This window comes from Gynuella sp. (genome assembly GCF_050297175.1).
Classification (GTDB): Bacteria; Pseudomonadota; Gammaproteobacteria; order Pseudomonadales; family Natronospirillaceae; genus Gynuella.
Genome location: NZ_JBNKSF010000011.1, coordinates 1 through 20,582, shown reverse-complemented (window position 1 = coordinate 20,582; position 20,582 = coordinate 1). Strand labels below are relative to the sequence as shown.

Sequence of the window (20,582 nt, the reverse complement as noted above, 5' to 3'; positions counted from 1 at the left end):
ACCTATTGAGAGGTACCACAGACCCGACGGGCATATGGATTGCTGTAATCTCGTGCAGCAACAATGACAGGACATTTCAGTGAAGCAGCAGAAACTCTTGGTTATCGGTAACGGCATGGTCGGTCACAAAGCCGTGGAACTCCTCACCTCTCAGTCGCAGTATCATCTTCAGGTGCTTGGTAGAGAACCGCGGCCGGCCTATGACCGTGTTCATCTGAGCAGTTTTTTTTCCGGTCAGGGAAGCAGCGATCTTTCATTGGTCAATGATAATTTTTACCGTAGTTACGGCATCGAAGTCAGCATGTCCTGTAACGTTTGTCAGATTGACCGAAAAGGCAAAAAAGTAAGAACCGAAGAAGGTCACGAATATGCCTATGACAAACTTATTCTGGCCACTGGGTCGGTTCCTTTTGTACCACCCGTGCCTGGCAGGGATCAGCCCCACTGTCATGTCTACCGGACCATTGAAGATTTACTGGCCATCCAGGACTCCGCCCGTCAGAGCCGTGTGGGTGTGGTTATTGGTGGGGGCCTGTTGGGACTGGAAGCTGCTAAGGCTCTTCACGATTTGGGGTTGACAGCCCATGTAGTGGAATTTGCGCCGCAACTGATGGCGGTGCAGCTCGATGCCGAGGGAGGGGCGCTGCTAAAGGAGAAGATCGAGGCATTGGGAGTGGGTGTTCACACCGGCAAAAACACTCTCGAAATCATTGCTGGTACCGAACAGAGATATCGCATGAATTTCGCTGACAACACGTACCTCGAAACCGATATGATTGTATTCTCTGCGGGTATCCGCCCTCAGGACGACCTGGCCCGTCAGGCCGGCCTGGCGGTTGGTGAACGCGGCGGTATTGTAATCAACCAGTTTTGTCAGACTTCTGATCCGGACATTTATGCCATTGGCGAGTGTGCTTTGCGTAATGGCCGTATTTTTGGCCTGGTAGCCCCCGGTTATGAAATGGCCAGGGTGGCTGTGGCTCATCTCAACGGGCAAACGGATGAATGTTTCAACGGCGCTGACATGAGTACCCGGCTTAAGTTGCTCGGAGTTGACGTGGCAGCTATTGGTGACGCCCATGGCCGCACACCGGATTGTTGTTGTCTGAGCTGGCAGGATCAGGAAAACCAGAGCTATCGGAAAGTGGTGCTGAGTTCAAATCGAAAACGTCTGCTCGGTGCAGTGCTGGTGGGAGACAGCAAAGATTATGACCAGTGGCTGCCGCTGATGGTGGATCAGATGGAGTTGCCCGGCCCACCGGAATACATGATTCTGCCCGAAGCCTTTCGTCCATCATCCACATTTGATATCACCAGTATGAGCGATGATACCTGGGTCTGTCGGTGCAATCGGGTCAACAAAGGTGACATCCGCGACGCTATTCAAAACGGCTGCAAAGATCTTGGCAGTATTACCCATACAACTGGCGCAGCCTCGACCTGCGGCTCCTGCGCTAGTTTGATCCGGGAAATTCTGCACAGTGAAGCCTGAGCGCGCGTCGAAACGACACATCGTCACCCGTTAACAACTAAGATCATTAGTTACAATCGATGGACAGTATTACCAACGGTAGGTATTGAATTCCTTCGGGCAGATACTTCAGGTTTATCCTGACCTGATCGAAACACAGTTGAACCACGTACATCAAATTGACAAGAATAAAACTGTCAGAAAACCTCTGAAAAAAGACCTATTTTCGCGCAGGATGTTGTCAGCCCCAGTCTCATGTCGTCTTTACGCCCGTAAATTGCGGTGTTGCGAGTGGTGCTTCCTCGCCTGCATCAACACTATTCCTATTTTTCAGAGGTCCCCTAAACAATATGCTTCCAGTCAGTGACGAAACGTTAGGCTGGTGGTCTCATCTGGAGCGGTATCTATAGTGATGCGTGTAAACCAGCACGTAGATTCGATTTTATGGAGAGAATCTTCCATCTCCGGGTTGCTCAGGTTATAAAATAATTGCAGGCAATGAATCCGGAGCATACGGGATAAGGGAAGGGGGTTGGTGTAATAACGCAGGTTAGGTTTTTCCATATTACTCCAGGATAGTATGTGTCGATCTCAGCCAGAAACTTTTCGCGTCGGGCCTGTTTTTGTATCGCCTGGTTTTCCGCATCTGAAGAACTAAGTTGAGACATGATGCGTTCCTTTACGGATCGATTATGCCCAAATTACCTCATGTTTTGGGTGTTTTCAGAATTGCCCTGGTACTTTTGGTGTATTGTTCGCAAAAAAAGACTTAAATACATTGTCTCCGCTTTAGAATTCAAAGCCCCCCTTATCGTACAGACTGGATCAATAGAGGTTTGTAAATGACACAATTTACAGACCAGGAAATTCAGAAGTGGGAAGAATTTTTAAAACAAGAAAAGATCCAAAAATCAGGGAATTGTACTCCCAATTTAGATAGACCCCGCTCCGCCAGTAGTGGAGGACTGACATCTTCAGGTAAATATGTACTTTTAGATTATTTGCCTCAATTGCGCCTGAAGAGGATGTTAATTAGGTTAAAGGTAGCTTATAGGAGCGAATCGGTGATGTTTGCAAGTTTATCAAAAACACATTAGAGACTACCCAACGGAAGAAATCTCAAATAGTTTCACCCTGTAGTTTTATTTTAATTCGAGAAGTTGTTGGCAGGCCTGACTGGCAACTGTTGGATGAAGAATTTTCAGAAATATTGTCCAATTAAAAATCTTCATTACAGGATGTTTTTTATCAGAAGTAAGGCAGAATAACTGGTGACCTTTTGTCCTGCAATCCTGAAGAGGCATTCAATTATATGATTGAAAAATCGAGTCAATATATTAATGATTGAGATACATGAACTCTGTAAGAATTACGAAGTCAACTATCGAGATGGATTCTTCAGATCAAGAAAGGTTAAAAAATCCGCACTTAGAAACATAAGCCTAGCGTTCGATTCTCCTGAGATTATTGGCCTTGTTGGCAATAACGGCGCAGGTAAGACAACATTGATGAAGTTAATCTGTGGGTTGCTTTATCCTTCTTCAGGAAAAATCAGCATTCTGGGTGAGGATCCTTTTAAGAAAAACAAATCCCTTCTGTCTAATATTGCTTTCTTATCGGGTCGAAAAGACTCCCTGAGCTGGGATTTACCCGTGTGTGACTCATTTAAACTTCATGGCTATATCTATGGACTAGAGAAAAGAAGCTGCATATCACAATACGAAAAGTTAGCCGACTTATTCAGCGCAACAGATTTACTGCAAAAACAAGCAAGAGCGCTAAGCCTTGGAGAGCGAATGAAATGTGAATTGATTAAGTCACTGCTGCACAAGCCAAGAATATTATTACTCGATGAACCGACAATAGGCTTGGATTTGGAAACACAATTGACATTCAGAAAGTACATTCGACTGGTAAATGAAGAAGAAAAATCATTGATCCTGCTGTCCTCACATAATATGGAAGATATTAGTCATACTTGCAGCAGAATGGTAGGGCTGTCTGAAGGGGAAGTGGTGTTTAACGACTTTCTTTCTGAGATCGTAAATAATCGCTCTCCAGACTCGCAATATAGAATCTGTTACGAGAACAACACAGATGAGACTCTTCATGAAATAATTTGCGACATGTCAGACATTCCAGAAGAGCTTAATAAGTTGAGAAAAAACCATCAAATCAGAGTAATTTCTATAAGACAGGAAGAAAAGACTTTCTCACAATCCATCATGAACATTATCTCAACCAAGAATCTGGATCATGCATAGTTTACTTTATATTTTTTTGCGGCTTAAAGAGCTGCTGACCTATAAAGTCAATATCATCGTTTTTATGTTGTATGGACTTTTGCCATTAATATCTGCCGTTATTGTAAGATCAGAAAGTATATCAACATACTATCTACTTGTTTTTTTTATTTCACAAGTTGTCAATGGATGGACAGCCAATCAACTTGCCGGAGACGTCTCATCCGGCCAAATTTCACATATCCTGATTCTTCCCAGAAGTTTTCGGTACACCTATTTTCTTTCCAGAATAGCTATGTTGATTTTTGTTATACCAACACTGCTGGTGGTATTGGCGATGGTTATCTATATGGGATTTGAGTATGAACATCTAAGCATATTGCCCGGATTGGCCTCCATTTTTCTTTCAGTACTAATACAATTTAATATTTCAATTATATTGGGTTTGATTTCTGCCTGGACAGTTCAAAGTATGGGAATAATTTCCTTTTGGTTTGCTCTGCTTCTACCGTTGTCAGGAACGATGTTTCCACTGGATTATCTTCCCAGTTGGATTTTAAATATTATTTTGTTTACACCATTCCCGTACTATGTGTATGTCCCAGCAAAAGTATTCGTCCTATCCGACTTACCATCTACCCTGGTTGCTGCACAAGGTGGAGTATTAATAATAACCTATATGATATCCAAGTATTTAGAAATTGCGTTTCAAAGGAAATATATGGCGTATGGTAGCTAAGCTCATTTTTCATCAAATAAAAACCTTTCAGTTTCTTAAGTTGGAGCTTTTCTTTTACTTAATGGGAGCGATTGTTGAAGTAGTCGCCATATACTTTTTTCTTAGTTTCTTGATGGGAGATATATTAAAAATCCAAAGTTATGAAGTAATTCTTGTGTTGGGTATACAGCGATTGCTCGTCGGGGTTTCAAGAACGTTCTATTTAAACCAACTTTTGGCCTTGCCTGTCAATTTTCGACAAGGTTTGCTCGATCGCTATTTTTTAGCTCCAATTAATACGAAGCTATATTATTGTCTGGACGATTTTTCAGTAAAAGATGTCTTGAATATTGTTGTTGGAACAGTGCTGGTTATTTATGGATTACCAGATATCAATATATATTCTATTATGAAAACCTGCATCCTACTGATTATGGCAAATATAATACTTTTTTCCGGATTACTGATCATTTCATCATTATTGGCGAGCAAGGTAAATCCAGGGCCATTAAATGCCATATTTGTTAATATTTTTTCCCTAGCCCAGTTCAAACCGGAGCACTTTCCTGTGCCTTTTGGTATTGTTATTAAATTTATCGTTCCTCTGGGTTTGTTGATATGGAAACCAATAGGACTGATTACGCACTCGACGATTCAAGATTTATCTGTATTTTTTGCTATTACACTAATGCTGTATTTTTTTCAGGAGAAGGCCTGGCAATGGTTAATGTATCGTTATAACAGTGCAAGCTAGAGGCGCCGGTATGCGGATTTTATCATTCGAAGAATTTATAAAGATCCGCAGTTATTACTTGAAATTGCGTCAGAAAAATTTTGATGTCAGTGACAAACAATTTTTGAACAGCAGATGTCTTGGCTTGGTTATCATAATATTTTTTTTGGTGACTACAATGAAGCAGAAGTAAACCACTGGAAGTGTACAGATTTTTTATATATTTCACTTAAACTTTCTATTGATGAAATAAACTACAAATCCAGTTGTATTGCCAATGAACTATTCCAGCAAGCTCCCTAAGCTTTTTGTACGAAAAAGTATCCAGGCTCAAGATGAAGTGCCTTCCCGATGAGTCAAATACCGACTGAAGAAGATTGGATCGAATCTTCATTTGGTCTTATCAAAGATCTCGATGTTGCACACGCCTATGATATTTTTATCGGTAAGAGTAATGCTGAGATGTTGCCTAAGCACAAAGATCATGTGCTTAGGCGGTCTGAAGATCTTTATTGGCTGCCTAAAAGCCATTCCAATATTACATCTTTGGGGTTCGTGATTATGTCATTAATGGCGACTTTGGGTTTTATGAGCGTTCAGATGCTGCCAGCACTTTTTTGGCGTTAATAGCGCATACGCTTAAAAGCAATCGCCTTCCTGAGACATCGAGTGTATCGCCAATCATCAAGCGTTATATGAAGCCGATGAAGATATTTACGGTAGTTTCAAAGCCACGTTTGCAGAAATTGGTTTGTATGGAACCAACGTATAGGAAGCTTTAAAAATATTTAAAGCCCAAAAAAGACAGAGGTCGGGCACCGACTTGTGCTTCGGCAATCCCAACCTCATTTGTCTTACCAGATTCAGGCTTCGGAAACAGCAGGTTGTGCTGCGGCTGAAGTCGCTATGTCTTCAGTTGTTTGTAAGTGTATCTCACCGGTTTTTCCATTCATGCTGATGGTGCTGCCATCCTGAATATAACGGGTTGCGTTTTTGACTCCGACAATTGTGGGGATGCCGAGTTCCCGGCCAATAATGGCTGTATGCGACAACAGACTGCCGCGCTCGGAAATGAGTCCTGCTGATAAGGTCATCAAAAATACCCAGCCAGGGTCGGTGGTTTCCGATACCATGATTTTACCTTTGATATCCATTTCTTGACTGGGATCACTGATGATGCGCGCCACTGAGCTGACCTCACCATCAGAACAGCCAACGCCTTTAAGACTATCGGGATTGACCTGCAGGTGCAGATGGTTGTCGGGAATGGTATTGGCATAGACACTGCCGCGCGTGAATATCTTGCCTTCCTGTTGTTTCTGCTGCCATCGTTGTACTTGGTTTTTACGCAGTTCAATCAGGCGTTTGAGGTCATCATTGACTGCACAACCCTGGCGATAATCGTTGAGTTCCGATACGGTCAGGTAAAAAATATCGTCTCTGGCTATCAGTATATTTTCATTGACCAGGCGGTCACCAATCCGATGCAGCAGGGTTCTGAAAAAAGAAAAATGCAGTCCCCGGTCCAGCCGGGTTGCTTCACGATGGGCGATGGCCTGACGGGTTTTTTTGAGCAGCCATTTTAACCACCAGCCACGCTTGTGGTTTTGTAGACTTTGTTCAAGCTGTTGTCCGGTGTCATCTGTTTCAGGAGTGGTTGGTTCGCTCTGGGAAGCGGATTCCACCAGAATGGCCAGCAACTGAAACGGATTCTCACGAAAGGTATTGGCTTCCATGATCAGTTCTCTGGGAGAGCGATGGCCATAGTGATCAATATGTTGTTTGAGTTGCCGTGAGAACGTTTTGTAGCCCTGTTGCATTAATACCCGCGCCAGATGGTCGGGCTGGTTCAGTTCAGGTTGCTGTTGCAGGTTTTGCAGATATGTACAAAGCCCGGCATCTGCTCGTACCAGGTGAATCAGTTGCGTCAACGAGTCAACCGGCTTGGTGCTTTCAATGTATTGATTGGCCAGCAGTTGGTTGATTAGTCTTTCGCCGTCGGCGAGCCCGGCTTTGGTAAATTGTTCCCGGCTGATGGCCATAAAAAACATGGCGAAGAAGTCATTTAATAATGGCACGGTCATGGCTTTGGTAAAACGATCCACAAAGTTTTGCAGTGCTCCGATCAGTTCATCGGAACCGGCGTTGGCCAAGTCGATCGCCTCGAATTCCTGGCGGATCTGGCCGGTCGTGGAAAAATATTGGCTGATCAAATGGTTGTGGCGCAGAGAGTGGTATAAAAACTTGAGCGGAAACCTGACTGCGATTTTGAACTTTTCAATGCGGCTCAAAGGAGCATCATCTAATGTTTCTGAAAATGAACCATCGGTACCGACCATCTGTTCAAAGTATTGGATGAACCGTTGTTTGAAATAAGGCAGTGTCAGAAACACCCGATACCAGTTGCTGATGTTGTAGTATACCCGGCCATTAATGTAGCCCACCAAGTGTTTCAGAATTTCTTCTCGGCGGTCGATAGTATTGGCAGGTATACCGAGTTTCTGCATGGTGCCTTTCATGCAATGGTAATAGTCCAATCGGACGATTGAAAACGTCATCGGCAATATCACCCCAGGGTAACTTTCGATGATGTTGCTGTTGTCAAAGACACGCTCATCTCCTTGTGGAATGGTGGTGATAGGCCGTGATTGCAGTATGTGCAGCTGACCGTCCTGATCGTAAGACCATTCGATGTCCTGGTAACTGTCGTAGAGGGTGGCAATTTGGTTTGATGCCTGCAGCAGTTCAAATCGTTGTGAATCCGTCAGCACCGGCAGGGTTCGAAGATGTTCGTCCAGTACACACTCGCGGGTACCGCCTTCGGGGTGGTAGTACAGGTATCGCTGTTTCTCATTGATTGTCAGTTGCCATTCCCCAGTCTGCTTATGATAGAGATAAGCGTCGGTTTCCACTTTGTCACCGACGATGCCTTCACCTAGACCATATCCGGCCACGATGGCCAGTTTATCAATACCGTGCTGTGGATCTGCCTGAAACATAACGCCAGAACTGCCAGCGTCAATCATGCGCTGGATGACCACTGCCACCGCATTGGAGTCATGTCGGGTGTCTGTTCGTTTGTGAATATAAGTCAGGATGCCTGGTTCAAACGCGCTGGCCCAGCAGTCTTTGATACGAGCGACAAGATTCTCTCGGCTGACATTTAACCAGGTGCCCAGTTGGCCGGCAAAAGAGCTTTGTGCGCCGTCTTCGTTGACTGCTGATGAGCGGACTGAAAAACGGCCCCAGGGTTGCAGTTGCTGCAGGCTGTGGTCGAGTTGTGTCGTGAAATCATTATCCAGATCGCAGCCAAGAATCAACGCTTTGATGGCTTGTGATGTCGTGGTCAGTGAGGCCAGAGAATTAAAATCACAGGCATCCAGCCAGGTATTAATTTGCGTCTGAATGTGAGCGGTGACCTGGGTATAAGCCTGTGCTGACACACAGATGAATTCGGGTACCTGGATACCGGCAGACTGTAGCAGGAACAGGTTTTTGGCTTTGCCACCCAATGGGACATTGGGATAGACCGCGTAGTTTTTGGAATCGATAATATAATGAGTCATGATGATCCGGATAAAGGTTTCATGGTAATGGGCAAAGGTTGCTGATACTTAATATGACAATCATTTAGTCAGAAGTGTAATGAGATGCGGTGGCTATTCGGGTGCCGAATTTGACCAGGGTTTCCATACCATTTCTGGAGTTGTGTAGAATATCCTGATCAATCACTGGTCCGTTTGCGCCCCATAGTAATGCCACCGTAGAACCACCAAAACGGAAATAACCTTTTTCCTGACCACGATGAAATTGATTGCCGGAATATGTCTGTTCAATGGTGCCGATGGTCAGAGCGCCGATCTCAACCATGATCAGTGTATCGAACATCGTGGAATGAAGAATACTGATGACCCGTTTATTCAGGAAACTCCGGGCACCACCGCTCAGCGCAATCGGATGAACTGACTCCAGCGGACCAGGCTGAGCCTGTGCCTCTATGAGCTGTCCGTCACAAGGAAAGTGAAATCGGTGATAATCCTTCGGGGCCAGTCGCACCACCGCCGCTGTTCCGCCAGAAAGTGCTGCTGCCATTTCGTTCGACTGCAGCAGTTCTGCTACTGCAACCGGGTGTTGCTTGATCTGCATAACCGCGTGTTGATCAATGTGATAGGCGAATACGCGCCCATCGGCAGGCGAAATCAGCACCGATGGATCAGGGCAGAGTGGCCGTGCTGTAGGTTTCAACCGACGGCTGAAAAACTCATCAAGGGTTTGATACTGATCAAGAGGTTTTTCCGCTTCCAGAATATCAATTCCGTATGTCTTCGCAAAATGCGGAATCCGTTTACGACTGAACCAGACTTTTTTAGGGATGGCATTGAAATGGCTGAACCATGGTTTTCGGATCAGATATTTGCGCATCAGTATTCCAAGTCTGTTGTGATACAGAAACATCAGTTCCTGTTCACCATAAACCCGTTCTGTCTCCTGTTTGGATGTTTCCCGGTTAACATATTGCACGAGTGAGGTGGACATGAAGGTTAGTTCCGGTTCAAAAAGGACGTTTTCGCAGGCCGGCGCTGTACAGTGTGACGTTGGCGATTAAATGTACCAGTGGGCCGAGCAGAATAATCCACATAAACACTGCAATCGGGATATCAGTCAGGATCGCATACACCAAGGCACAGCCGATGGCGGAATCCGCCTGATCCAGCAGCGTGAACCAGAATGCATGACGCGATGCCTGTTGTCCGGGCGGAATATTCAGACGGCGTTTAATGTAAGAGTTGGGGAGCTCTGCAATAACATAGCCGAGTCCAAGCAGTGATCCGAGAAGAAATGGATGTACCTGGGTGATATCAACCAGAATAATATTCCCGGCCAGAGGAGTAGCCAGATTGAAAAGAGCGGTGCCAGGAATGGTGCCCAGAATCATCACCGCGACTCCGCGCCAGGTTTTGTTGCGACCGAAGGCCTGTTCATGAATAGGTGTAGCCCAGGCTGAAAACCAGTTCTTTCTGACGACCAGCATGTGGAACGAACCGGACAAAATGAGTGGCACCATTAGCCACAGTGCAGTGATGATGACTTCAGACAAAATGATTTCCTCCATAGATTCCCTGCCATATCCAGAAACCGGTAAACAGGATTGCCAGTGCCGGCATGAACAGATAGACCATTCCTCTGGGTTTGGGCATTTTAAATGGGGTGACAAACAATAGAGCGGTGATCAGTAGCAGACCGTTGGGATAGTAAATATTCATAGCGTCGGGGAGAAAACACATGAGTGCCAGGCCGACACCAAAAATAAGTGCTGCAAAGGTAACCGGTAGACCCAGGTAACATTGCAGTGGTTGAGGACTGTCTTCCTGCATAACGTTGAAGTATGCCAGCCGTTGGGTAGCGGCAAAGACATAAAATGCCGCGATGAGAAAACTCCAACCGGTGATGTGCAAGCTGGTCACAATGATGGCCGGTGTAATGCCGAAGCTTATGACATCGACGATAGAATCCAGGTGCATGCCCAGCCGCGACTGTTGGGTTGTCAGCTGGCATTTACGTGCCACCATGCCATCAAACAAATCAAAGATGCCTGCCCAGATCAGAGCTGCCAAGGCAAAGGCATGGTGTCCGGTCAAGGCGAGAAAACAGCTGAACATGGCTGAACTCAGGCCGAGCAAGGTGATCCATGCCGGAGCGTTATAAATACCAATGAGTTTCATAATATCCTTTACACCATGGCTTCTGTCTCTGCTACGCGGGACGCAGGGGAATTTGCCGGCGTGGATGGGTCTGCCAGTATTACCCGGCCATGGCTGCCATCAATGGTAATGGTCTCACCATCCTGGATCGTGCGGGTTGCGTGTTTGACGGCTAGCACTGCAGGGATACCATATTCGCGACAGATCACTGCGGCATGGGACAATATGCCGCCGGTTTCTGTGACGACTCCACTGAGCATGGAAAACTTGGGCGTCCAACCGGGATCAGTGCTGCGTGTGATCAGAATGTCTTCCGGCTGTAGCCGGTCAGCGTCATTGATATCCGCGATCACACGAGCAACGCCAGTCACCGTACCGGGGCTGCCAGCCACTCCTGTGATGGCATTGGGGTCATCCTGATGATCCTGTCGCGTGGAGAAACTGGCGAAGCTGCCGTAGCGTTCGCCCACTTCATCAGGGATGTCGTAGTGGGCGAAGCTCAGGTAGTAGTGGCGGTTTCTGATAACGGTTTTACGAGCCTCTTCAACCGTCATGTTGCCACGGATGATGGCAATCAGGTCGGCCATTTCCAGAAAAAAAGTATCGTTCGGTTGTTGCAGTGCGCCGGCTGTTAATAGTCGTTTTTCGACTTCCATTGTTATTTTTCGCACATAAAGATAAAACTGTACTGATAGATCACGCAGTTCTTCGCGCCACCACAAAAACTCTCGAACCTGGTTCAGCTTACGCTTTAATGAGCGGCGTTTGCGTAATGGAGCTGCCTGTATCAGTGCCTCCCGAACGGCTTGGTTTTTGCGTTGTTGTGCATGATTACGGGATCTCGGATCCTTGTCGGTAGTCTGTAACAAAACGTCTTGTAATTGCTCTACCACATACGCCGGGTCTTCCACGTAGCGGGGTACCAGCAGATCGAGTTCCTGTCTGGAATGATGTCCGAAGGTATCCAGATACTGCCGGACATCATTGAGATGATATTCCTGCCGATTGTCATTCAGGTCTTTGACAATACTGGTCACGCTGCTGTTGAGCCAATAGTCGCGGGTATCTTTCTGTGCCAGAATCTGATCCCTAAGTTTCCATAAATGCTCAATAGGGGCCATGTGCGATACCCCGGAAAGACCACTGAGCAGTAGTGGAAACTGACTCATATCGAAAGAGGTTTTTTCTACTTCTTCTTTGAACAGACCATTCAAGTTGGTATTGTCGTAAATAAAATCGAAATAGGTCGATTCACTCACGAAATATTCCTGTTGGATAAATGTCTCATAACAACCAAACAGTTCCGGGTCGGACATGGCGCTGAAATCTGTTGCTGCCAACTGTTGCAGGCGTGCTCGCTGTTGTCTGGCAAACTGTGGCGATGCTTTTAGTTTACGCTTCACGCTGGCATTAATGATCGTTAAAGTTCTGATGCCATTGACCAGGCTCTTCAGGGTCGTTTTGGTCACCACGCCGTCATCCTTGTAGCGAGGAGTGATACCCAGTCCCTCATCAAAGACCCGCTCATTAAAGCCGGGAATTTTGGCCAGACATTTTTTCACTTCACCAAGGTTCCAGTAGGGCCGGCCAAAAAAGCTTCTCTGCCAGACGTTGACAGTTTTTTCCGCTAGATGCAGATGTTGTAGATAAGTGCCCATGGTGGAATCTATGACGTATTTGTACAAAGAGGCCATATAAGGCGTGCAAATGCTGGAAGAAACGCCTCCATCACGGTAATCGGCTGTTGTCCATTCGCCGGGAATGGCAGCATAGCCAAACTGGGTGATAGGTCGGCTTTGCAGAATAAAAAATTCATTGTTTACCAGGGCCCATTCGATATCTACCGGAAAACCAGTCTGAGTTTGAATGCTTAGTCCCAGTCTGGCCAACTCACTGACTTCCTGAGTGGATAGTACCGGTTGTGTTGCCTGTTCAGCATCGATGGCTTCAAGCTGGATGAAAGGGGCGCTGTCAATTCTGACATAAAGATATTCTTTTTCCGCAATGATCCGATCACACTCGCTTTCGCGGTACCAGTCGTATCGGTAAAGGTCGGGTGTCACTGCACCGGACACCAACGCCTCTCCGAGGCCGAATGTTGCCTCAATCAGGATTTCTGTATCGGCACCGTGAACCGGATCGACGGTAAACAGAACACCGCTTTTTTCGGCCGGTACCAATCGTTGCAGTACCAGTGCTAACCCCAAGGGGACCGAGGTACGCTGTTTGGACATGTAAGTCTGCACCCGCTCGTTGAACAGCGAACACCAGCAGTTTTTTATAGCGTCGAGTACATCAGGCAAATGGCGTACATTCAGTATGGACTGGAACAAACCCGCAAACGATGCCTCTGTACCATCCTCAACAGTTCCGCTGCTACGCACCGCAAAATAATTTTCCGGGTATTGCTGGAGGAATGTTGTTATCTCGAAAATGATGGTATCGGGAATGTCACAATTAAGAATTCGGGTGCGAATATCCTGTTCAGTCATAGGGAGTGGCCGGGTCGGATGATCCAGCCAGTCGATCAAAGCAGGCAGATTATTATGCTCAAGGGTCGTTGTGAACGCGCTGGCAGTGATACAGCAGAACTGAGGTACCGGCATCTTCATTACATTGAGTAGATCCCATAAGGCAGCCCCTTTACCGCCGAGATTTTTTCTTAATAACAACGGTGATCCAGTAGAGTCTGGTAGTGGTTGGTTCCAGTGAATAACCAGGGGAAACTGAGCAGTATCTGACATCTCAAAACTCCTTGTGAATTACGCATATTCTTTAGATAACACCGGACCTATGATGTCTTCCTCATATAGATGGGTGTTAAATCCGTGTTCTTTTGCCATTTGAAATATGTCTCTGGCTTCTTCAATGGAGGATACACCGCCGAGGCTATAGCTCTGTTTGACCTGTGACATGGTAAGGATTACTGTTTCGGCAAGACAGGCAAGAGTGATACCTAAATCCAGCTCAGCGATATTTGGACCACCAAAGCGAAGAGCTGCCGGCAGTTGAACCAATCCGCCATCATAAGCGGTGATATCGGCGCGTTTCTGTTTGACTTCCTGTTGCAGATCAGAGGGCCTTGCGACATCGCAGACAATTGCTCCTTCAGTAAGTAATTCCGGCTGGATAAATGCCTCACCGTTGCTGGTTGCCGTAATGACCACATCGCAGATGGGTAGAGTATTTTCGATATCATTGGTTAACAGCAGCGGAAAATTTTTGAGGTCGCCGTGATGATCCTGGTATTTCTGCTGTACGGTCAGATATATCTGGCGGAATTGTTCGCCTGGATAATTATTACCCTGATCAGTACCGAATGAATTGATCAGATGGTGGGTGATACCTGCTTCAGCCAGGGTCTGGAATATGGGTCTCAGTGGACTGGAGATATGAGTGGTAAACAGCTTCAGTATGAATTCACCCGCTACCACTTCAAGTTTTTCCACATTATTCAGATTACGCGCATTTCCGATCAAACAGACTTTTTGAAACTCTGCGCCGATATCCAGAAAGCACAAACGCCCGACAGAACCTGAAACACCAACGATGCCAAGTGTCATATAACCTGTGTCGATGTCTCTGGCCTGGCAGATCTGGCGTAAGCTGTCAGTGCTGGTGAGTGCAGTAAAGGCATTGCCCGTGGTGACCGGTGTTCCACAATTAGCCACGGTAGTACCACTGCGGGTAATCACCGAAGTAAACGCACCCAGGCCGATAACATTGGCACCTTTCTCCTGGGCGATACCGATGTAACTGTCCATCAGGCGGGTTTTTTTATCCTTGGGCAGTCGCATCATATCCTTCGGCGTCAACAAGCTGCTGATCAACCAGCCATCCACATAACCACCTTTGGCTGAGGGGATGCATGGCATGTAATAGGCTGGCGCGGCTTCTCCGTAAAGCGATTTGGCGTTGTCCAGCCAGTTTAATACTTTTTCTGTTTCAATAGCGTTATACGCATTTCTGCCTCCCGGCATACAATCAATGGTATGCATTTCTGTGACCGGATGGACGAAAAAACAGAAGGTTCCCAGTTTCTCTCCCACTGGAACAATGGTTTGGTTTTTGTAAGGGCGTGTAGTGATCTGAGAGGGTTGTGGTTTAAGTCCGATGGCGGCACGGAGTAGTTCAGAGAACTTGCCCTCGGCAATTAGGGAGCCTACTTCCTCAAGCGCCTGGATCAATGTGTCAATTTCTTCATGCGTAATCAGATAACTCGGTTGCAGGCGTAGTACGTTGTTATCGTTCAGAGTCGGCATGGTGAAAATATGATGACGGTTGAGTAGATAAGCGGACACAAGCGGCACTATGAAGCCCTGACCAGAAATAGTCGGGCACAAATAAGATTCTTCATCGACCCAATCCTTCAGTACCAGTCCTCGCATCAGACCTCGGCCCCTGGCAGCAGCAAATGCGACTGGAAATTTTGTGATCAATGTTGTCAGTCGTTGATGAAGATAGTTTCCCGACTCGCAGATATTGTGGAGAATTTCCGGTTCACCTGTCAGTTTTTCCATCACCTTGCAGCCAATCATTGTTGCCAGATGGTTATTGGCAAATGTGGCGCTATGACGTTGACCAAAGTCTTTGCTCCACGCTCGTTTATTGGCGAGACAGGCACTGATAGGAATAAGGCCGCCACTGAGTGCTTTCGCAATGAGCAGAATATCCGGCTCCACATTTTCATGCTCGCACGCAAACAATTTGCCCGTGCGCCCCAGACCGGTTTGTACTTCATCGACAATCAATAGCGTGCCATGTTTTCTGCACAGCTGTTCACACGCCTTCAAATAGCCATCTTGCGGGACGACCATGCCGCCCTCGCCTTGAATGGGTTCAACGATAAATGCTGCGTATTGTTTGCTTGCCAGGGCGTTTTCCAGGGCTTCGATATCACTGTAGGGGACATGAGCAAAAGCCTCGCTGGGAGGATAAAAACATTCGCTGTAGTAGCTGTTCCCAGTTGCCAGTGCGGCTGCCATCGTCTTGCCATGGAAGCTATTTTCGGTAGAGAGAATGGCATTGCGTTGGGTCTTGGCTTTAGCCATTTTAATCGCGACTTCCACCACCTCGGCACCCGTACAGCCAAAGGTTACATATTCCAGATCCCCCGGAGCGAACCGGATAAGTAAGTCCGATAACTGGCTGGCGCCTTTGGTACTAAATGGCTGAATCATCACACCTGGTTCAATAGCTTTTTGCGCAATCATTGTTTGCCACAAAAAATCTGGATTATGTCCGAAAGGCACTGCGCCAAACTGACTGGTAAAGTCCAGATAAACATCGCCTATATCACTATAAAGATACGATCCCCGGGCTTTGGTAATGGTTTTGTTGAAGTTAATCAGTTCAAGTAATTTTGTGCGTTCAATATTCAAGTGCTGGTTCATATCGTAGTTTCTCTTTGCAAAAAAAATGCTTTCCCTAGTGGATTCAGGAAAAAAAATCGTGACTTATCTTCAGTCACTGAAGTGTCTGTAAAAATAAAAGCCAGTGATTATTCGTTCATGATCGGAATAGGCTTGTGTATGCAGAAGATGTAGTGATACGTCTGCAGGGTTGTAGATGATCAGGTTTCGTGGCCGTTGGGCACTTGTTCGTCAATATCGAAGAAACCGGATGTTAAGGAACCTCTGAAAAATGGCTTTTTTCGCGCAGGACGTTGTCAGCCCCCATCTCACATCCGCCCGTAAATTGCGGTGTTGCGATGGGTGCTTCCTCGCTTGCATCAAAACTATTGCTATTTTTCAGAGGCCCCTCAATTCTTTGGCTGGACTTAAGGTGCCATAACTGTTGGGGTTCTGATTTGAAAGCCCTAAGTTGGATTTGCCGTATCCATACTCGCCAATGCTGATTAAGTTCCGAGTATCAGTTGAATGCTAATACAACAAATTCCCGGAATTGGAAAAGCAGTCTAAAATAAGACATGGAAAATAAATATACATGGAAGACACAGAACGAATGATGAATCCTGATATTGATGCATCATTATGAAAAAAATCTATTTTATACATATGGCCTTGATGGGATTTGATGGATAAATACTTGTATTACTATGTTAGGAAAATTCTGAGAGACATTCATCAATAATTTGTATGATAGGTGTTGTAAATGTCTGTCTGTCTGTCTGTCTGTCTGTCTGAAAATTTTATATGTGTAAGAATGTGGTTTTTATGATCTTTGATGCTATTCCCGCTAATACTGGGGAAAGAAAAAATACGAAGCCAAATATGTAAAAAGGTTTGGAAGTAGAGTGATCCGGTTTTTTTATCAGAAGAAATTCCAGGTAAAACATAATAAAAAAATTGATCAATAATAGGATTAAAAATGCAGGCTCGGCGAATTTTTTTTCATACATAAGAACACCTGTTGCCGCGCAGGCAGAAAAAGAAACTAACGACAAAATGGCCAAACCAGTCTGGCTGATTCGATTAAGCGGTTTGATCTTCTTGATAGATGTCTGGCGTACGTCTACCAGTGAGTGGGACAGGTCATGTGCAAAGCTTCCCAGCCAGAGGTATATAGCCATATACATGGCAAAGGTATCTATATAACCTTTTATCAATAAGCTTGAGTGGAGAGGGGGGAGGGTCAGTGAACCATTCAGTAAGAAAGTATGAACAAGTGTCGGTAATTTGGGTTTGTATACAAAAAACAACCAACACACCAGTAATACTGACAGTAAGAAAACGGCGGTCAATACCGTGTCTTTAGCTGTTGGCAGGGTTATGAAGAAAATCAATGGTATGGTGAGCAACCGAAACTGCTTGAGCTTTCTGAGATTGTTCTGATCACGGCATAGTAAACGCTCTGGATGAGCAACCCGGTCAATTGGCAGATCGCAGATGTCATCACTCAAGCGGATCAAAAATAAAAATAGCGTAGCCGAAATGAACAGCGCTGAAATGGATAGAACAGAATCGCAGTCGTCCAGTACTGAGATAGATAAAGTAACAGCGATAACCAATAAAATAGCGGGTGGACAGCGTTCCCTTGAATAGAGATACAGAGCTTTCAGCAAATTCAGTTCCATTATGTATTAAAGGGTCTCTGAAAAATAGGAATAGTATTGATGCGGGCGAGGAAGTACCACTCGCAACCCCGCAATTTACGGGCGTAAATGGGGATGTGAGATTTAGGCTGATAGCGTCCTGCGCGAAAAAGCCATTTTTCAGAGGTTTCTTAATTTTAATCGCCATGTTACATCTAATATGAGGTATCATAAATGCCTGTTGAATGTGCGATTGTGATTAAAGTGTAAATCAGAGTTTGCAGTGTTGGGTAAAAACGGGGGTTTTGTTGGAAGGTGACCATCCAGCAGTCACATCGCGGATGGATTGAGCAGGCTGGTATTTTCTGGTTCACTGACATATATAGTGGATAGGCGTTAGGTCGGCATCGCTATGTATGTGCGATACACGGGCTTTACCGTGACCATATCCGATGACATGTCTTGCGGCACGGAACCTCACTGCCGCAGGACATTGGATTGAAGACTACGAGAAAATCAGAGACTGGTGTACACCAACACCGGCGGTTGCTCCACCAGCAGCTGCATAGATAGCATTGTGTGCTGCATGTGCCATATCTCCGGCGGCATAAATGCCTTTTACGGTTGTTTCATTCCATTCGTTGACGCGCAGATACTTTCCGAACGGGCCTTCATCAAATTCGCATCCCAGCTGCTCTGCCAATGGACTAGCCATCGTCGTTGTTGGTGTCACAAAAAGGGCTTTGAGCGGTATCACTCGGCCATCCTGTAGTTTAACCGCTTCGAGGTCAGGGGCATTACCCAGCAGTTCCACAATGGGTGAGGACTCTAATCTGACTTTTTTAGCTGCAAATATTGCTTCCTGCTGTCTGTCCGGCTTAAACAGTCCTTGAGTGAAATACGTGGTTGGGCCCCAGTCGGGAATAATCATCGCCTGATGCGAAGAGACGAAATGGCTGTGCATGACTCCCAGTGGCTGGTCGGATACTTCAAACCCATGACAATAGGGGCAATGCAGAGCAGATATTCCCCAGCGAGCTTCAAGGCCGGTAAGGTGTGGTAGCTTATCTTTAACACCAGTCGCCAACACCAGGCGTGCTGCGTGGATCTCTCGATCACCTTTCAGGTTCAATACAAAACCACCACTCCCTTTTAGGGCACTGACAACCTCGGCGGAAATAAACTCAATCGTTGGATAAATCTGTAGTTGTTCAAGGCATTGTGCTTTTATTTCCTCGGGTGATTTGCCATCCATCCCCAGATAACCATGTGACGCCCGGGTAAATCGGTTACGGGGCTTTCCGGCATCGATTAGCGCGACTTTTTTACGTGCCCGGGCCAACGTTAAAGTAGCGGATAATCCGGCAAAACCGCCACCAACAATTATTGCATCGTAATTCATATATTTGGCTTCTCATATTTGTTAGTTGATACTTCGTCTATGAAAAAACTGACAATCTGCCGGGGCGGTAGTGGACAGCCACCCTTTTTGATAATCACTGCATGACTTTACTGACTATGAGTCTATCGGTACTACGTCATAAACAGTGACATGAGATTATCAGTATTTTCATGTCTTCTTTATTGCCTCAGGATAGGGCTAATTGGTCCACCATTTCCTCCACGACCGGTTGCGGTAAGCTCTGAAACAGTACGCTGGAAATCAATTCTTTCTCATCCAGCAAATCATAGTGATGTCTTTGTTCCAGCCTGTAGATGGAAACCTCGGTTTTAACAGACGTTGAAAGGAAGTTATCTCTGGCATTCAACATGTCTGTCTCCATGCTAACCAGACCTTCTTCATGAATACGGTATTCATCCGGTGATGCATGGCAGGCCTTGAATAGCGTAACGTTTGTGTAGATTAGATCTCTGGATAACTTTGAAGCTGAGATTCCCTGTTCAACCATGATGTTATCCAGCGCCGATTCAATTTGGTTTTCCTCATAACCATTGTTGCGTAGTACCTGTGCCATGCCGGACTTAATGTCGTAGTTGCGAAGTTCGAAATGACCGGCTGGTAAGAACGAATCCAACAAAAAGACCTGTATGTCTTTAAAGCCTCTGCCTTCCAGTATGGCGGCTATTTCCAGTGCGACCTGACCACCTAAGGACCAACCCAACAGATACACCGTTTGCGAAAGAGCGTATGTCTCCTCGATTGCCTGCAGATAAGTTTTCGCCATATCACTTAATGTTTCGATTTTGTCCTTATTTAGCAGATTGTGGTTATCCAGCCCGTAGCAGTTAAAGTGAGACGAAAGGGTCACAGCCAGGGAATAGTACACTTCGCATCCAGCCAGTGCCGGATGGATCATGAACAGGGTAGGTGATTCAGGTTGTGAAAATGCTAGCGTTTTAACCAGTGATAAATCGCGCTGTGGTACCGATAGCAGTCCGCTGAGCTGGGCGATAGTCGGATGGGTATATGCGTCTGCAAGTGACAGCTGACAGTTGAACTGTTCATTGATCAGAGATACCAATCGTGTGGTGGCCATCGAATTTCCGCCCAGGTGATAAAAGTTATCCTGAATACCCACTTGTTCCAGGCCCAATACCTGCTGCCATATGTCGCACAGCTGTTGTTGCAGGTCGGTTTCGGGTGCTTGATAACTGTCTTCATCGACCCAAACCGGTTCCGGTAATGCCTGTCGATCCAGCTTGCCATTGGCGGTCAAGGGAATGGATTCGATCCGGGTAAAGCTGGATGGCTGCATATAA

16 protein-coding genes are annotated in these 20,582 nt (G+C 46.0%); 6 read left to right on the top strand and 10 right to left on the bottom strand.

Features of this window, described 5'->3' with window-relative positions; all coding sequences use genetic code 11:
* The first annotated feature begins 79 nt into the window (after nucleotides 1–79).
* Nucleotides 80–1,492, top strand: coding sequence for an FAD-dependent oxidoreductase (locus ACQY6I_RS03870; RefSeq protein WP_428240159.1), 1,413 nt, complete (start codon nucleotides 80–82; stop codon nucleotides 1,490–1,492).
* A 339-nt stretch (nucleotides 1,493–1,831) separates the two neighbouring features.
* Here ACQY6I_RS03870 and ACQY6I_RS03865 read toward each other — a convergent pair whose 3' ends face one another.
* Nucleotides 1,832–2,035, bottom strand: a complete 204-nt coding sequence (locus tag ACQY6I_RS03865) for a transposase (protein WP_428240158.1) — start codon at nucleotides 2,033–2,035, stop codon at nucleotides 1,832–1,834.
* A 278-nt stretch (nucleotides 2,036–2,313) separates the two neighbouring features.
* On the opposite strand from ACQY6I_RS03865, the gene ACQY6I_RS03860 reads away from it, so the two are divergent.
* The 5 genes from ACQY6I_RS03860 (at nucleotide 2,314) to ACQY6I_RS03840 (ending at nucleotide 5,792) form a co-directional block, all read left to right on the top strand.
* Entirely contained in the window at nucleotides 2,314–2,568 is a 255-nt protein-coding gene (locus ACQY6I_RS03860) for a hypothetical protein (protein ID WP_428240157.1), read from the top strand.
* Nucleotides 2,569–2,811: 243 nt separating this feature from the next.
* Nucleotides 2,812–3,735, top strand: a complete 924-nt coding sequence (locus tag ACQY6I_RS03855; protein ID WP_428240156.1) for an ATP-binding cassette domain-containing protein — start codon at nucleotides 2,812–2,814, stop codon at nucleotides 3,733–3,735.
* Entirely contained in the window at nucleotides 3,728–4,453 is a 726-nt protein-coding gene (locus ACQY6I_RS03850) for an ABC-2 family transporter protein (protein WP_428240155.1), read from the top strand. The genes ACQY6I_RS03855 and ACQY6I_RS03850 overlap by 8 nt, the downstream gene beginning before the upstream one ends.
* Nucleotides 4,443–5,186, top strand: a complete 744-nt coding sequence (locus tag ACQY6I_RS03845) for an ABC-2 family transporter protein (protein WP_428240154.1) — start codon at nucleotides 4,443–4,445, stop codon at nucleotides 5,184–5,186. Before ACQY6I_RS03850 ends, ACQY6I_RS03845 begins: the two co-directional genes overlap by 11 nt.
* 330 nt (nucleotides 5,187–5,516) lie before the next feature.
* Complete coding sequence (locus ACQY6I_RS03840; protein WP_428240153.1) at nucleotides 5,517–5,792, top strand: hypothetical protein; 276 nt, start codon at nucleotides 5,517–5,519, stop codon at nucleotides 5,790–5,792.
* Nucleotides 5,793–6,028: 236 nt separating this feature from the next.
* Here ACQY6I_RS03840 and ACQY6I_RS03835 read toward each other — a convergent pair whose 3' ends face one another.
* From ACQY6I_RS03835 to ACQY6I_RS03795, 9 genes are all read right to left on the bottom strand, one after another.
* Nucleotides 6,029–8,731 carry a PEP/pyruvate-binding domain-containing protein gene (locus ACQY6I_RS03835; protein ID WP_428240152.1) on the bottom strand — a complete coding sequence of 901 codons (2,703 nt, stop codon included), beginning with the start codon at nucleotides 8,729–8,731 and terminating at the stop codon, nucleotides 6,029–6,031.
* 64 nt (nucleotides 8,732–8,795) lie between these two features.
* On the bottom strand, nucleotides 8,796–9,701 hold the full coding sequence (locus ACQY6I_RS03830; protein WP_428240151.1) for a phosphatidylserine decarboxylase: 906 nt from the start codon (nucleotides 9,699–9,701) through the stop codon (nucleotides 8,796–8,798).
* Between the two features lie 16 nt (nucleotides 9,702–9,717).
* Nucleotides 9,718–10,263 (bottom strand): CDP-archaeol synthase, encoded by a 546-nt coding sequence (locus tag ACQY6I_RS03825; RefSeq protein ID WP_428240150.1) that lies wholly within the window; start codon nucleotides 10,261–10,263, stop codon nucleotides 9,718–9,720.
* Nucleotides 10,256–10,888 (bottom strand): CDP-alcohol phosphatidyltransferase family protein, encoded by a 633-nt coding sequence (locus tag ACQY6I_RS03820; RefSeq protein WP_428240149.1) that lies wholly within the window; start codon nucleotides 10,886–10,888, stop codon nucleotides 10,256–10,258. Before ACQY6I_RS03820 ends, ACQY6I_RS03825 begins: the two co-directional genes overlap by 8 nt.
* Nucleotides 10,889–10,896: 8 nt before the next feature.
* Nucleotides 10,897–13,611 carry a PEP/pyruvate-binding domain-containing protein gene (locus ACQY6I_RS03815; protein ID WP_428240148.1) on the bottom strand — a complete coding sequence of 905 codons (2,715 nt, stop codon included), beginning with the start codon at nucleotides 13,609–13,611 and terminating at the stop codon, nucleotides 10,897–10,899.
* An 18-nt stretch (nucleotides 13,612–13,629) separates the two neighbouring features.
* Nucleotides 13,630–16,260 (bottom strand): aminotransferase class III-fold pyridoxal phosphate-dependent enzyme, encoded by a 2,631-nt coding sequence (locus ACQY6I_RS03810; RefSeq protein WP_428240147.1) that lies wholly within the window; start codon nucleotides 16,258–16,260, stop codon nucleotides 13,630–13,632.
* Nucleotides 16,261–17,018: 758 nt separating this feature from the next.
* On the bottom strand, nucleotides 17,019–17,891 hold the full coding sequence (locus tag ACQY6I_RS03805) for a UbiA family prenyltransferase (RefSeq protein ID WP_428240146.1): 873 nt from the start codon (nucleotides 17,889–17,891) through the stop codon (nucleotides 17,019–17,021).
* 475 nt (nucleotides 17,892–18,366) lie between these two features.
* Nucleotides 18,367–19,263, bottom strand: a complete 897-nt coding sequence (locus ACQY6I_RS03800) for an NAD(P)/FAD-dependent oxidoreductase (RefSeq protein WP_428240145.1) — start codon at nucleotides 19,261–19,263, stop codon at nucleotides 18,367–18,369.
* Nucleotides 19,264–19,450: 187 nt separating this feature from the next.
* Nucleotides 19,451–20,582 (bottom strand): thioesterase domain-containing protein (locus tag ACQY6I_RS03795; protein WP_428240144.1); only part of this gene is annotated, 1,132 nt, incomplete at its 5' end.